Genomic DNA, 15,383 nt, shown 5'->3' with positions numbered 1-15,383 from the left:
AGCAATGCGACCAAGGCTAGTGTCCATCAAAGGCGGGCGTTAAGCGCCCCCACCACAGAGCGGAAAAAGCCCGAAAAGGGCACAGCGACCGGTAAACCGGCGCACATAAGAGGGCAAGACATGTCGGGCAAGACACTGGTATCATTCAAACAAATCGGACTTCCATTGGCATTGGTATCCACATTGATCCTCGCGGGGTGTGATGAAAATGGTGAATTTGCATTCCCCACGCTTCAAAACGCTGCTGCCAACGAAGACGTCCCCGCCGTCGCACAAAGCGTGCAATTGGTCGAACGCGACGTCGAAGCGCCCGACGCATTTCAAGTCACAGAAGCCGGTTTATGGGATGGTCGCCCGTCCCTTGGCGGTGTCTGGGTGGCCCACCCTGACGTGACCGAACCCGAACGTGTCATCATCCGCAACCAATCAAACGGGACCTTTGTGATCGGCGCCCTGTTCCGCCGTGAACGCGACAACCCCGGCCCGGCCCTTCAGGTGTCATCTGATGCGGCATCCGCGCTGCAAATGCTTGCCGGATCGCCAACCCAATTGCAGGTAACAGCCCTGCGCCGCGAAGAAGTCGCCGAAACACCGCAAGCCCAGCCAACAGCCGAATTTGAGGCCCCCACAAACATCGCCGCAGCCCCCATCGCAAGCACACCGCTTGACGCCCCGGGCGCCGCGACGCCCGATCCTGTCGCCGTGGCCGCAGCCGCGATTGATGCCGCTGAAGCGGCCGCCCCCGCGCCCCGTCCGGCCCCCGCAGCGGCAGTGTCGTCAAACCTATCCAAACCGTTCATCCAGATCGGTATTTTCTCAATCGAAGCGAACGCCAACGGCACCGCTGATCGGATGCGCGCCACTGGCATCGTGCCCACTGTGCTGGAACAAACCAGCCAGGGCCGCACATTCTGGCGTGTTATCGTCGGCCCGACGTCTTCTGAATCCGAACGGGCAGAACTGTTGCGCCAAGTCAAATCACAGGGCTTCGAAGACGCCTACTTTGTTACCAACTAACCGATAGACGAGGCCACATGATCCGCCGTTTTGCTGCCACCTTCCTGCTGATCGCAACCGCCGCCCCGCTGGCCGCACAGTCCTTTGACACCCGTGCGACGGCGGCCTACGTGATTGATCATTCCACAGGCACCGTCCTGTTGGAAAAGAACGCGGATGATCCGTTACCGCCGGCCTCCATGTCCAAACTCATGACGCTTTACATGGCATTCGAGGCGATCAATCCCCAAGGCGGCCAAGACCCGATCCTGACAGTGGATGATGTGTTGCCCGTGTCACAACACTGCATGGATTACACTGGGTCAACGATGTTTCTGGACACAACTGACCGTGTCCGCGTTGAGGATTTGCTGCGCGGCGTGATTGTGTTGTCGGGCAATGATGCGTCTTGCGTGATCGCCGAAGGCCTATCGCGTAATGGGTCAGAAGCAGGGTTCGCGCAGCAAATGACGGTACGCGCACAACAGCTCGGTATGATGAATTCCAGCTTTGCCAATTCCAACGGCTGGCCCGCGGCGGGGCAACGCATGTCCATGCGCGATCTGGGTATCCTCGCGGATCGCCTGATCAGCGATTACCCCACCTTCTACCCGCTGTTTGCCGAACGCGAATTTGACTATGACGGCGAACACCCCGCAAACACGCGAAACCGCAACCCGCTTCTGGGTCTTGGCATCGGCGCGGATGGTTTGAAAACCGGCCACACCTCTGAGGCCGGATACGGGCTGGTCGGGTCGGCGAAGCAGGGCAACCGCCGCGTGATCTTTGTGCTCACGGGCATGGAATCCGCCGCACAGCGCGCAGAAGAGGCCGAACGCATCGTTAACTGGGCTTTCCGCCAATTCACCCAACGCGACATCGCCCGCGGGGGCACCCGCATCGCAGAGGCGGACGTCTGGATGGGCGAACACCCCATCGTCGGGCTGGCCTTGCGAGAGGATTTATCCCTTCTCGTACCTGCAACAGGGAACGGCGATATCGACGCCGAAGTCGTCTACAACAGCCCCATTTCTGCCCCCATCGCAAAGGGCGACGAGATCGCAGAACTCGTGATCCGTCTGGAAAACTTGCCCGAAACGCGCGTGCCGCTTGTAGCAGATACCAGCATCGAGGCAGGCGGTTTCAATTCACGCTTGCGCACTGCGGCTGAAATTCTGGTCGCCCGGATGGTGCCCGCCGACCCTGCCCTCGAAGCGGAATAATTTCATGGCCAACGCCGCCCGCACGGGCCTGTTCATCTCATTTGAAGGCATCGACGGGTCCGGAAAATCGACCCAAGTCAAATTGCTGGCCGAAAAGTTCCCCGATGCCGTGATTACACGCGAACCCGGCGGCAGCCCCGGCGCCGAAGAAATCCGCGCGCTTTTGTTAACGGGCGATCCAGACCGTTGGTCTGCCGAAACCGAGATTTTGCTGTTTACCGCTGCGCGCCGCGACCACCTTGAAACCACGATCCAACCTGCGCTGGACGCAGGGCGCACCGTTATCTGTGATCGCTTCGCCGACAGCACCCGCGTTTATCAAGGCGCGACACGTGGTGATTTGCGCGCAACGGTCGATGTGCTGCACGACGCCATGATCGGGCGCGAACCGGACCTGACCATCATCATCGATATGGATCCCGCCGTCGCCTTGTCGCGTGGGTTGGCGCGCGGATCAGGCGAAGACCGCTTTGAAGACATGGGATTGGCCTTTCAGGAAACCCTGCGCCACGGCTTTCTCGCGCTTGCCAAGGCCCACCCGAACCGCTGCGTGCTGATTGACGGCAACCGCGATCCCGCTGCGGTGGCCGCTGAAATATCCGCCCATGTCGCGGACCGCACGGAACCGGCCTGATGGCCACTGCACCCGAAGACCGCCCCCTGCCCGATCAGATCGAAGGCGCGCCGCATCCGTCGCAAACCGCCAATCTGTTCGGCCAGTCACGCGCTGAGGCCGATTTCCTTGAGGCATTCACAACGGGCCGTCTGCATTCCGGCTGGCTGATCACGGGCCCCTTGGGTGTCGGCAAGGCGACGCTGGCGTGGCGTATGGCGGCCTTCCTGTTGTCCCAGCCCGTCGTTGCGGATGATGATATGTTTGGCGCACCCCCGCCCCCGACGGCGCTCGATGTGGATGATGATCACCCCGACATGTGCCTGCTACGCTCGGGCGCGCACCCACGCCTGTTCACCCTGCGCCGCGCATGGGATGAAAAGGGTGATAAACTCAAATCCGTAATAACCGTGGATGAGGTCCGCAAACTCAAAAACTTCTTTGGCATGTCGTCAGCAGACGGCGGCCGCCGCGTCGTGATCGTCGACCCGGCCGATGAAATGAACGTCAACGCCGCCAACGCGATCCTGAAACTCCTCGAAGAACCCCCCGCCGATGCGGTGATCCTGATTGTATCCCACCAACCCTCGCGGCTTTTGCCCACCATCCGGTCGCGCTGTCGCGAACTGCGCTGTGGATTGCTCGGCGCGGATGATGTCACCGCCGCCCTCGCACAGGCCGACATTCACACCGACGCGGGCGAAGCACTGACAGCACTTTCTGGTGGTTCCGTGGGCGAGGCGATCCGCCTCACCAACATGGACGGCCTCGCCCTATACGACGAACTGGTGTTCCTGTTCGGCGGTCTGCCGAAATTCGACCGCCCCCGTGCTCTGCGGCTGGCCGACAGCTGCACCGGGAAGGCAGGCGCGACCCGCTTTGCCCTCACCCTTGATCTGATTGACAAATTCCTCGCCCGCACTGCGCGCGCAGGCCTTCAAGGACCACCTGACATTCAGGCCGCCAAGGGCGAGGCTTTGCTGCTGGCCAAACTGTCCCCCCATGACGCCGCCGCGCGCCGCTGGGCCACTTTGGCGCAAGAGGTGTCCGATCGCACGCGCCACGGCAAGGCCGTCAATCTTGACCCTGCCGCGCTCATCCTTGATACGCTATTCAAGATCGAACAGGCCGCGCTGGACGTGGCCCCTGCTTAAGGCCGCTTTATGTCTGCACCACACATCGTCGACAGCCACTGCCATCTGGATTTCCCGGACTTCGATGATGAACGCGCCGACGTTGTGCAGCGCGCCGTGGACGCGGGCGTCACCCGCATGGTCACCATCTGCACCAAACTGAAAAACGAACCCCACGTGCGCAAGATCGCCGAAGAATTCGCACCGGTGTTTTACGCCGCCGGCACGCACCCGATGTCGGCGGCCGATGAACCCTTGGCCAGCGTTGATGACCTTGTCGCGATGTCCCAGCATCCTAAATTCGTCGGCATCGGTGAATCCGGGCTCGATTATCACTACACGTCTGAATCCGCCGACATTCAAAAACAATCCCTGCGCATCCACATTCAGGCCGCCCAGGAAACGGGCCTGCCGCTGATCATCCACAACCGTGCATCTGACGACGACATGACCCGCATTCTGTCGCTGGCCTACAACGACAAACCCTACACCTGCGTCATGCACTGCTTTTCCAGCAGCTCCGAACTGGCGCGCGTCGCGATTGACCTCGGGTTTTATCTGTCCATGTCCGGCATCGCCGCGTTCCCCAAATCACAAGACCTGCGCAACATCTTCAAAGACGCCCCCGTGGACCGCATTTTGGTGGAAACCGACAGCCCCTACCTTGCCCCGCCGCCCCATCGCGGCAGACGCAACGAACCCGCATACACGGCCCACACTGCAAAAATTGGCGCGGAGACCTTCGGAATGGATTACGCAGATTTCGCCGCGCAAACCTCAGCCAACTTCGATCGCCTGTTCGCCAAAGCCGCGGGTTGGACACCATGACAACAACCCTGCGCATCCTTGGCTGTGGCTCCTCTGGTGGCGTGCCCCGTTTGGGCGGCCATTGGGGCGCGTGTGACCCTCAAAACCCTAAAAACATCCGCAAACGCTGCTCCCTTCTGGTGACGCGCACGACCGACACAGGCACCACTCGCGTGCTGATCGACACCTCCCCCGACCTGCGCCAACAGCTGCTGGACGCGGACGTGGGTGAACTGGACGCGGTTATTTACACCCATGCCCATGCGGACCACGTGCACGGCCTCGATGACATCCGCATGATCGTTTACAACATGCGCCAGCGCCTTCAGGTCTGGGCGGACGGGGACACTGGCAATCAACTCTTGGCGCGCTTCGGCTATGCTTTCGTGCAGCCCAAGGGTTCTAGCTATCCGCCAATCTGCGATCTGAACACCATTCAAGGCGACGTTACGATTGATGGCGCGGGCGGCCCCATCACCTTCACCCCGTTTGAGGTCGAACACGGCAGCATCGACGCGCTGGGGTTTCGCATCAACGACGCGGTCTATCTGCCGGATGTGTCCGACATCCCCGATGATGTCTGGCCGCATCTTGAAAACCTCGATCTATGGATCGTGGACGCCCTGCGCCGCGACCCGCACCCGACCCACGCCCATCTTGCCAAAACGCTGGACTGGATCGAACGGGTCGCCCCGAAACGCGCGGTGCTGACAAATATGCACATCGATCTTGATTACGAAACGCTCAAGGCCGAAACGCCCGACCACATCACCCCCGCCTACGACGGCCTGACCCTGACGTTAGCCAACTAGGTGCACCGCTCCCCCTTCATCTTGGCCAAAAAACTCCCGCCGGAGGCACGTTTCAGCACGGTGCAGCATACCTGATGGTCGATATCGTCAACATCATCCTGCCGGTCTTTATCGTGATGGGTTTTGGATATCTGGCAGTCTGGCGCGGGTTATTTTCTGATGATGCCGTCGACGGGCTGATGAAATTCGCACAGCAATTCGCGATTCCTGCCCTTTTGTTCCGTGCAATCTCGACCCTTGATCTGGGCCAGAATTTCGACGCCCCGATCCTCATCAGCTTTTATGCGGGCGTCGTGGGGGCGTTTGCCCTTGGCATGATCGGCGCAAGGTTTCTGTTCAAACGCAGCTGGGAAGACAGCGTCGCGATTGCATTTTGTTGCTTGTTTTCAAATACTTTGCTGCTTGGCTTGCCGATCACCGAACGCGCCTTCGGGCCCGACGCGCTGCTCGGCAATTACGCGATCATCGCCTTTCATGCCCCGTTCGGCTACGCGCTTGGCATCACCGCGATGGAACTGGTGCGCGCCCAAGGCACCCCGCTGCGCCATCTGCCCGCCAAAGTCGGCAAAGCGATGTTTTCCAATGCGCTGGTGCTTGGCATTGCGCTCGGCTTCGTCGCCAACCTCGGTCACATTCCCGTGCCGATGGTCCTGACCGAGGCGATTGATCTGATGGTCCGCGCCGCCCTGCCGGCCGCCCTGTTTGCCCTAGGCGGCGTGCTTTATCGCTACCGACCAGAGGGTGACATCCGCACGGTCCTGTTTGTCTGCGCCGTTTCCTTGATGGTCCATCCGGCCATCACCTGGACATTGGGCGGCGCGCAAAATCTATCCGACACCGCCCTGCGCTCTGCGATCCTAACGGCCGCCGCCGCGCCGGGCATCAACGCCTATGTCTTTGCCAATATGTACGGCACCGCCAAACGTGTCGCGGCCACCTCCGTTCTGATGGGAACAGCGCTGTCGATCCTGACAACGTCGTTCTGGCTGACGATTCTGCCGTAACGCACGTTCAAACGCGCGTATCAGTGTGAATTTCAAGCGGATCTTGCGCGATAATCCGGTCGAATTGGCAGGACGTCAGACGAACCGGATCTTCAATACAAATCCGCCAATATCCGGCTCGACCTCTTTAGTTGCACTATAAAATTCCTTTGCCGTGACCTGCACGATCACCAACAGCCCTTTGACTGACATCGGTTTTCAGCCAAATGTTTGCTGATCCCCGCCAATCCTTTGGATCGATATTTCAATCACAACAATGACCTGCCTTTTGTAATTGCAGATCACGTGCGGGTTCGCCGTGACAGCAGTTCGCGCACGGCGCGATTGGCTGATCTCATGAGATTTGAACGCAGGGACAAGTAACATGCATAATCGGGAAACGTTGCCAGCTGGCTTACGAATGATCACCGGGCTTTTTATTGCTTTGGTCGTGGCCATGGCGACGGTTATCATCTTTGTTCTCACCGTCTTGAACAGGCTGGATCTACCCATTTTGTGGGCTTTCTTTTGGACGCTGGTCGTCTATGCGACGTCCGGGTCGTTATCGCTGGTCATCACAATGGTCTTATTTTCCAAACGTGATGAAAGGTTGCGAAACGGGTTGACGGCTCGAGGAGGGCGTTCTGTCCGTGGGACAGAAAACAGAATTCGTTTCAATGAAAGGCGCATAGGCGCACAAACTACCCGTCTTTGTCGTGCTTGGGACAAAGAACTGACATCCCGACATGGTCTTAATGTCATCCCGATCAAACAAGTCATGATGGGTCGGGTGCTGAACCAAGTTAATGGGCACCCGCAGGATGCAGACTTGGTTGATGATTTGACTGCCAATGTCGTCAGGTTGGGGGCAAACTCTAAGCCTCAGATAGGAACTGAGAGCGCATTGGCGTATTTCGGAGAGGCACATTCCAGAAATTTTGACGCGATCGCTGATTGGGCCGGCCAAGATATCGGCTTGGTTCTTGCTGTTCGCAGCGAAGAAGCGTCATGGAAAGAGGTTCAGTCAATCATAGATCGTGCGGATGTGTATTTCGTAGACGCGGATTTCATGGGTGATCTGGAAGACACCGTCGACTACTGTTTGCGGCTGCGCAACCACGCGCCCAACATCCCACTGATCCTGATTTCCAGCGAAGTTCGCGGTCATGATCTCACGGCGGAACGGTCCGCTATTTGTGATGTCACGCTCAAACCACCCCTCACGAAGGCAATAATACAAAACGGGCTTTCGACGGCCTATCAAAACCAAAGAAGGGGGTAGCTCCCCATACCGACCAACCGGCCTGACCACTTCGAACACGTCAGCCAGCAGCTTGTCTGGCAATATGCCGCTGTCGATCGCCAAGTCTTGTGAACATCGGGAACTGGCCCAGGACATCCATGCTAGTTCGGTCGAATCGATCTTGCTTAGGGGAACTTCGAAGAAGGCCGAATGTGTGCCGACGACAAGCACGTGCGTTGAGACGCGACAGGAAAGTTGAATCTGCGGATTTCAGACAAAAATCGCTCCAGATTGGCCAAAGTGCACATCAGACATTTCAATACCCCGAGAGCTGCATCCTTTTGCGGCCCGTGAAGGTCGCAAGTCAGACCTTTGGCAATGATCATGAACGGATTTGGAGACAAAAATGCAGCTTAACGTCTTAACAGCACTGCAACGCTGCCGCTTAGGGCGGCAACAAGGCGTAAGTTTACGCTATCGTTAACTCGCACGTTTCCCGGGATCATGGGCATGTGGACGGTACGGCCAAAATCGTTCTAAACTGGCCACGCTGGCTCATTTGCGGAATGCGATGCCTCTTCGTGAGGCGAGAGCCCATGGATCACTCGCCCAAACGCGAAGATTCCTCAATATTTCCTGTTTGAAGCGCATTCCTGCCCGACGAAAAGACTGCCTTGTGTTTGGTACCTTGCTCGCCCGTTCATGCTTTTGCTGCCGATGGAGAAACCATCCCCCAATGTTAGGACGTTTGAAAATTCTATTGATCTGTGTGGTTGTTGGCTTTGGGGGGATGCTTCCCGCAACGGCTGATCATTTGGCACAGGACTGTGATCCCGCCGGTGAAAGCGCCCCGGCTTACAACACGCTTGAGGACGTCTCCGGCGGCCAGCTACGTCCCTTGATGACGGAACACCTTTCCGATCCGTCAGGGATGATTGCCAGTGACGACATCCACACGCACGCCTTTTCCTACACACCCTGCGTCGATCGATACGCGATCAAACGCCCCGATGGTGCGCTTTGGCTGCGGTTTACGTTGAACAACCCCAATGATCATCGGGTCGAATGGAGGATTGCCTTCATGGAGACTATTTTTGATGAAATGGCCCTCTTTGAACAAACCGAAACGGGGCTGGACGAGCTTGCGCGAAACGGCAGAACGGTCCCGACGGATCAGCGGTCTATTGTCAGTGTGAGGTCCGCGCTAGCCGTCACCTTGGCCGCCAATGAGACCAAGGAATTTTACGTTCGAGTGGCAGGCACCTTTACCCCGCATGCGACACCACTTCTTGTGTCCGAGGAATTCTTTTATCGGTGGTCAACGTCGTTTCAGACCATTTTGATCGTTTTGATGGGGCTTATCGCCCTTCTGATCATGCTCAGCTTGATCTTGTTTCGTCAGGTGACGACCGAGTTTTACAAGTATTATACGCTCTATTTGCTCGCGTCGTTCATGTTCATCTTCATCCTTTACGGCTGGTTCCACAGGGTCTTCGATGTTCAGTTCCCAGTCACATTTACGGTTCCGGCCATTCAGCTTGCCGTAGGGGTCGGCGTCATCACCAACATCCAGTATACGCGGGTCCTGTTATCAAGCGGAAAACGGTCTCGTATGCAGCAGCGCGGCTTTGTTATCCTGACAGTCATTGCCGTCGCCTTATGTGGGATCGCAGTTCTGAGTCCCTGGCAACACGCCATGCCAAACGTCCTCATGCAGTTCATCAGCCCCTTGATCCTGTTGGCCTTCGCGTGCGCGCGATTGGGCCGTGGCCTTCCACAGGTGCTGCCTTTGTGCGGGTCTCTCATCTGTCTGGTTATTGGGCTTGCAATCGCGAACTACTTTTTTGTGTTCCCGCCCCACATCACGGCGTCAGACTCCGTCATAGAAGTGATGCGTTGGCGTGCAGGGACGTACAGCTATACATTTGCGATCATTGGCGAAGCGATGTTCATGATGTTGGCGATTTCGATGATGCTTCAGGGTATCCGAAGCCGGAGCAAAATTGCATTTGAGGAAGTTGAGACCCTGCGCCGTTCGCTCGAAGCGACCCAGGCCAAGAACGCTAAAATCGCAGAAATAGCGCAGGCGCGGGCGCGGTTCGTAGAAGACGCCTTGGGCGACGAAGCCGAAGAACGGGTGCTACATTTCGAAGACCGCCTAGAGGTGCGAGCGCGGAAAATTGTGCTCGATAATGTCGGGAAAGAAGGATTCGGGCCACAAGCACTGGGTGCAGAACTGGGCGTAAGTGAACGCACGCTCAGTCGGCGGATGAACGACGCCCTCAATATATCGCCCGCAAGATTTATTCGGGAAACACGTCTTGAACTGGCGCGCGACCTTATTGTGCTTCGACATTACAGCAGCGTTGCCGAAGTTGCCTATGCGACGGGGTTCTCGAGCGTGAGCCATTTCACGAGGCTCTATGGTGCCAAGTTTAACGAAACACCCCGTGAAACATTCAAAACGACCAAGCGGGCAAAGGCAGCATTGTGATCTGTCAGGCATGCACCATGCGCCTGTCCTAGGGCGCGGTGCACACGCGAATTTCGCGCGATCAAGGCCTGACAACCGGCCCATTTGGCCCGCCCAGCATGCCGCAACCGTCCCATCACAGATATCCCATTTCGGACAAGTTTGAGTACGTTTCAGACAATCCATCCATGGCGTGTTCCCCGACGTCAAACGTTGTGTTTCAGGTGCATCACGACGTGCAACTGCTGCCTGCCCCCCCTGAAAATCAACACCGCTTGCCTGCGGATTTCGAGGGCGCGGTAGACGTTTGCACAGTGCGAAATGACCCTTATCGCGCGACCGTTCTTGTTTGGTCGCGCTTCAACGTCTCAACAGGAGAAGTTTTTGATGGCGAACCAATTTGTAGGATTTTTTGAGACCAGTTCAGTTGTTTTGTTTTCACCCAACACCTTATCACGTCGATCCTCGCCTGACGTACCACATCAAAATAGCGCCAAAGCGACGACAAGCGCCTTGTTGCGTCAGTTGTGCAAAATCACGGCCTTTGCGATCCTGATTTGGTGCGCGTGGGTCATCGCAGCATTTGCCCAAACGGACACAACAGCGCCGACTCTTTTGTCGATAGAACGGCTGGACCCGTTGGACGAATACCCCACAGTAACGACATTGACCATGAGGTTCACCTTCTCTGAGGATGTGAGGGAGTTCGACCTGAAAGATGTTGGCATCAACAGGGACCCCACTAGCGTTGCGAGTGTCTTATCCGGGAGTGTCTCGCAAGAGTCCGCGTCAGTATATGATGTCACAGCGGCTTTCACGGTTTCAGGTGATGATGGGGCTGTAGCCATGCGTCTCTATGACTTTGCCACGATCGAGGACCTCGCTGGAAATGCATTGACCGACGCAAGCGCCACAGGCGTTGCCGAATGGTACAGATTTGATACGAGCGCGCCCACAGCTGTCATCGGATCAACAGAGCCTGATCCCACAAATGCATCGCCGATCCAGGTCACGTTTGAATTTTCAGAAGAGGTTACTGGGTTTGCAGGGTCCGACATCAACGTAACCGGCGGCTCGGTCTCCGGATTGACGGGATCGACAACCAACTACACTGCGACGATTGTACCGTCCGGCGATGGGACCATTACGGTCGATCTACCCGCAAACGTCGTGGATGATCTGGGCGGTAACAGCAATGCCGCGGCGGCCCAATTCACCATCGAAAGTGATCGAACCGCGCCGACAGCGACGTTCTCTGCGCTGCCCTCCACTCAAGGGTTGGCAAGCACGCAGATGACGTTGACATTTTCGGAAACTGTCAGCGGCCTAACTGTGGCGGATTTTGAAACACCCAACCTGACGGTGTCGAACCTGCAATCAACGGATAGTATTACCTACACGTTCGATGTGGTTGCGAATAGCGACGGGGTGGGCAGCATATCCCTTCCTGCGGGCGCCGTGCAGGATGGCGCGGGCAATGCCAACGACGCGGGGGGTTCTTTATCGACGACAGATGCTGTGGTGTCACGGCCAGACGTTACCTTTGTCGATGTGACCGAAAACATGAACGACACCCTGCCTGATATGCGACAGTATCAATTCCTCGTGACGCAGCCCGGCGGAGGCGGTGTAGACGAAGGGCCAAGTTTTGACCCCGCTAATGTTGTGGTTACGAACGCAACGGTTTCCGCGGCTATTCTTAGCAACGGCGACGGCAGTTTCCTACTCTACGCCGAACCGACGGGCGGCGATGTTACGGTCGGTTTTCCTGCGGAGTTCTTCGAAGATGACGCCTCAGGCAATCTAAGCAACGCCATCGCCCCGATTTATATTGAGACATTTGACTTCACCCCGCCGACCCCGACGATCAGTTTCGAGGGGTATGACCTTGAAGACACCTTCACCGCACGGATCACGTGGGATGAGGACGTCACCGACTTTGATCTGTCCGACATCACGCCCGTTGGCGCGACGCTTGGTGGGTTCACCACGGTTAGCGCCGCTGAGTATACCGTCGAGGTGACGGCCATCGACCTGACCACCGCACCGTCCATCAACATCGCCGCTGATGTAGCCGAGGATCTGGTGGGCAATGGCAACGTGGCTGCGACCGGATCAACACCGACAGCCGACGGGACCGCACCAACGCTTGTTATCAGCGGCGTGCCCGACGGTTTTGGCGGGCCGCAGACAGTGACGCTGACGTTTGATTGGGGCGAACGCGTTCTGGGGTTTGAAGACAGCGACATCGCCGTTACGGGCGGCACGATCGGCACAATCAGTGGCGGCCCACAAAGCTGGACGGCCCAGTTTACTGTTCTGGGAACCGAGGATGTCTCGGTGACGGTGGCCGCCAACGCCGTGCTGGACGCCAGCGGCACACCCAGCGCCGAAACCAGCAGCAGTGGCGCGGTTGAGACAACTTCACCCACGCCCACGATCACCTACACAAACTATGACAGGATCGCCCCGTTCACAGCAACGATCACCTTCGATGAGGACGTGACCGAATTTGTTCTCGGTGATCTTGTGGCGTCCTCGGCCCAGCTCAGTGAATTCACTGCGGTGTCAGCCAGTGTCTACACGGTGACAGTGCAAGGGCTCGATCTGCTGACACCGCCCGAAATCTCGGTTCCGGCTGGTGTGGCGCAGGATGCGGCGGGCAACCTTAACGTCGCGGCCGCTGGCCCAACGCCGCCGGCGCCCGACGGTGTTGCACCTGTCGTCACGATCACCGGCGTGCCGGACGAGTTCACAACCACACAGACCGTCACGATCACATTTGATTGGGGTGAAGATGTCATCGATTTTCGCGATGATGACATCACTGTCACGGGCGGGACGCTCGGATCGATCAGTGGCGGCCAGCAGACGTGGACTGCCAGCCTGACAATTGACGGGGACCAAAATGTGGTCGTGGCGGTCGCAGCCGGTGCCGTGCTGGACGGATCGGGAACGCCCAGTGCCGCGGCCTCTGTCGTCGGCACGTTTGCAAGCGGGACAATTGCTGAAGAACTGATCCGCGATTTCATGGCTGCACGTTCGGTGGCACTGCTGGCAGCACAACCGTCTTTGTCGGGATTGCTGGATGGTGATGAAACGTCCGGAGCGATTTCAGTGTCGCGCAAATTGGGCATCGTGGAAATTCAAACGGGCGGTGGACGGCCGATTTGGGGGGCACTGAATTCCAACTGGTCCTTCATTGACGGTTTTGACACGGCCTATACCAACCTCAGCTTCGGATCGCATTTGACGCTGAATCACGAAAAGCTTTTGGGTTTGATGGTTCAGTTCGACCATGCGGTGTCCAACGAAGGACTATCCGAGATCGAAGGCACAGGTTGGCTGGTAGGCCCCTACTACGTGGCGCGCTACAATGATGTCGATCTGGATGCACGGCTGCTTTGGGGGCGCACGCATAACGATATCCGCCCCATCGGCACCTACACCGACAGCTTTGCCACAGAACGCCTGTTGGCGATGATCAACCTGTCCGGTGAAGTAGATGCAGGATCAGCGACACTGCACCCGTTGGTCGGTTGGTCGTTCACCGACGATCACTCGGGCGCCTATATTGACGCATTGTCCAATCCTGTGGCGGCCCAGCGCGTGCGGCTGAACGAACTCGAAGTGGCGTTGGATTGGGTCTTGCCCATTGTGAATACGGGCACTGATTTCATCGGCGGCGCGGCGGGTATTTTCGCAAAAGAGGATGGCGGCAACGGGGTAGTCGACGGAGGACGCGCGCGGCTTGATCTGGGTCTTCGCAGAAAAGGTCACGGACCGCTCGATCTCGAATTTGGTGTATATGTCGATGGTCTTGGACAACCCGACTACGATGTTTATGGCGTAGATCTGGTGGTGGACTGGCGGTTCTAGTCTGCGGACGCCGGGCACTGCCCATCCCCTCTGATCAACAATCATGGCCTTCCCCCAAACCTTTGACGTTGGGGGTAGGCTGTTCTGCATTTGAGGCGCCAGGCAACGGCGAAAAAACCGAATTCGCCGGTTGGGCCAAATCGCTCGCCCGACAAAATAACTCATGAAATCTTGGGTCTGCCGGGGCAGTGAAGCAGGGCAATACTGCGTTGCCGGTGCGCACTCAAAGGCGGACACCTTCGCAAACTACCCCTGCCCCTATATTCAAGATTATTATGCATTTGCAGCCCTATCTATCCAACGTATGAATAGGACATGACTTTTGATCAGATCAAAACCTTCTTGTGGGTGGCGCGGTTGGGCGGTTTTCGCAAGGCAGCCGAACGGTTAAACCTGTCGCAGCCCGCCGTCTCCACCCGCATCTCCAATCTAGAACAAGAACTACGTGTGCCCCTGTTTGAGAGGGGTCCGGGAGAGCTTGTTCTGACAAAACACGGGGCATTGCTGTTGTCTTATGCCGAACAAATGCTGTTCGTTGAGGAAGAAATCAAACAACGCGTCGCAAATCCGTCCGAAGCAGAAGGCCTGTTTCGTGTCGGCGCGTCCGAAACCATCGCCCAAGCCTGGCTGCCGGACTTTCTAAAGGCGTTCAGCGAACAATACCCGCGCGTAAACGTCGATCTTACGGTCGACATTTCACTCAATCTGCGCACGGAACTGCTTGATCGGAAACTTGATCTGGCGCTGTTAATGGGCCCTGTGTCCGAATTCACCGTTGAAAATGTCGACCTGCCGTCCTTTGATCTGCATTGGTATCGCTCAACAGCAAACCCGCAGACCGATCTGAAAATCATTCCCGTCATTTCATACTCTAACAAAACCCGCCCCTATCGCGAATTGATGTCGGAATTGTCGCGCAGGGTCGGGCCGAAACTTCGGGTGTATGCCTCCGCGTCATTGTCAGCGAGCTTGAAAATGATCGCGGCGGGAATCGCCGTCGGCCCCTATCCTCGCGCACTTGCAAACGACTTTCTCGAAGCGGGGCAGATCGTTGAATTTGATCCCGGCTATCGCCCCCAACCACTGTCGTTCACCGCATCCTACCTGTCAGAACCACGCAGCTTTCTAGTTGAAAACAGTGCAAAAATCGCGCGGTCCGTGGCCCAAGAATGGGACAAAACCCACCCCAAGTAGTTCCAAAAAATCTATCACTATAGATCA

The 15,383-nt window shown here is 57.4% G+C and carries 12 protein-coding genes; 11 read left to right on the top strand and 1 reads right to left on the bottom strand.

The features are described 5' to 3' along the window. The first annotated feature begins 120 nt into the window (after positions 1 to 120). The 9 genes from L0664_RS13215 to L0664_RS13175 all read left to right on the top strand — a co-directional run bounded on the left by L0664_RS13215 (position 121) and on the right by L0664_RS13175 (position 10,304). A complete protein-coding gene (locus L0664_RS13215) occupies positions 121 to 1,017 on the top strand; it encodes an SPOR domain-containing protein (RefSeq protein ID WP_235226354.1) in 897 nt (298 codons plus the stop codon). 17 nt (positions 1,018 to 1,034) lie between these two features. Then, positions 1,035 to 2,219, top strand: coding sequence for a D-alanyl-D-alanine carboxypeptidase family protein (locus L0664_RS13210; protein WP_235226353.1), 1,185 nt, complete (start codon positions 1,035 to 1,037; stop codon positions 2,217 to 2,219). Between the two features lie 4 nt (positions 2,220 to 2,223). Then, complete coding sequence (gene tmk / locus L0664_RS13205; protein WP_235226352.1) at positions 2,224 to 2,853, top strand: dTMP kinase; 630 nt, start codon at positions 2,224 to 2,226, stop codon at positions 2,851 to 2,853. Then, positions 2,853 to 3,986, top strand: coding sequence for a DNA polymerase III subunit delta' (locus L0664_RS13200; RefSeq protein ID WP_235226351.1), 1,134 nt, complete (start codon positions 2,853 to 2,855; stop codon positions 3,984 to 3,986). The genes tmk and L0664_RS13200 overlap by 1 nt, the downstream gene beginning before the upstream one ends. 9 nt (positions 3,987 to 3,995) lie before the next feature. Continuing rightward, a complete protein-coding gene (locus tag L0664_RS13195; protein ID WP_235226350.1) occupies positions 3,996 to 4,793 on the top strand; it encodes a TatD family hydrolase in 798 nt (265 codons plus the stop codon). Beyond that, positions 4,790 to 5,584, top strand: a complete 795-nt coding sequence (locus tag L0664_RS13190) for an MBL fold metallo-hydrolase (protein WP_235226349.1) — start codon at positions 4,790 to 4,792, stop codon at positions 5,582 to 5,584. The genes L0664_RS13195 and L0664_RS13190 overlap by 4 nt, the downstream gene beginning before the upstream one ends. Positions 5,585 to 5,658: 74 nt before the next feature. Further along, positions 5,659 to 6,588, top strand: a complete 930-nt coding sequence (locus tag L0664_RS13185) for an AEC family transporter (RefSeq protein ID WP_235226348.1) — start codon at positions 5,659 to 5,661, stop codon at positions 6,586 to 6,588. Between the two features lie 364 nt (positions 6,589 to 6,952). Further along, positions 6,953 to 7,849 carry a hypothetical protein gene (locus tag L0664_RS13180; RefSeq protein ID WP_235226347.1) on the top strand — a complete coding sequence of 299 codons (897 nt, stop codon included), beginning with the start codon at positions 6,953 to 6,955 and terminating at the stop codon, positions 7,847 to 7,849. A 709-nt stretch (positions 7,850 to 8,558) separates the two neighbouring features. Beyond that, positions 8,559 to 10,304: a helix-turn-helix domain-containing protein gene (locus L0664_RS13175; protein ID WP_235226346.1), complete on the top strand. Its 1,746-nt coding sequence runs from the start codon at positions 8,559 to 8,561 to the stop codon at positions 10,302 to 10,304. Positions 10,305 to 10,804: 500 nt separating this feature from the next. Here the strand turns inward: L0664_RS13175 and L0664_RS13170 are convergent, their stop codons facing one another. After that, positions 10,805 to 10,957 (bottom strand): hypothetical protein, encoded by a 153-nt coding sequence (locus L0664_RS13170; RefSeq protein WP_235226345.1) that lies wholly within the window; start codon positions 10,955 to 10,957, stop codon positions 10,805 to 10,807. A gap of 172 nt (positions 10,958 to 11,129) precedes the next feature. On the opposite strand from L0664_RS13170, the gene L0664_RS13165 reads away from it, so the two are divergent. Together L0664_RS13165 and L0664_RS13160 are read left to right on the top strand one after the other, a co-directional pair. Beyond that, positions 11,130 to 14,162 (top strand): Ig-like domain-containing protein, encoded by a 3,033-nt coding sequence (locus L0664_RS13165; protein WP_235226344.1) that lies wholly within the window; start codon positions 11,130 to 11,132, stop codon positions 14,160 to 14,162. 315 nt (positions 14,163 to 14,477) lie between these two features. Further along, positions 14,478 to 15,356 (top strand): LysR family transcriptional regulator, encoded by an 879-nt coding sequence (locus L0664_RS13160; protein ID WP_235226343.1) that lies wholly within the window; start codon positions 14,478 to 14,480, stop codon positions 15,354 to 15,356. The last annotated feature ends 27 nt before the right edge of the window (positions 15,357 to 15,383 follow it).

This window comes from Octadecabacter dasysiphoniae (genome assembly GCF_021532615.1).
GTDB classification, from domain to species: Bacteria; Pseudomonadota; Alphaproteobacteria; order Rhodobacterales; family Rhodobacteraceae; genus Octadecabacter; species Octadecabacter dasysiphoniae.
This window is presented reverse-complemented; position numbering and strand designations above follow the sequence as displayed.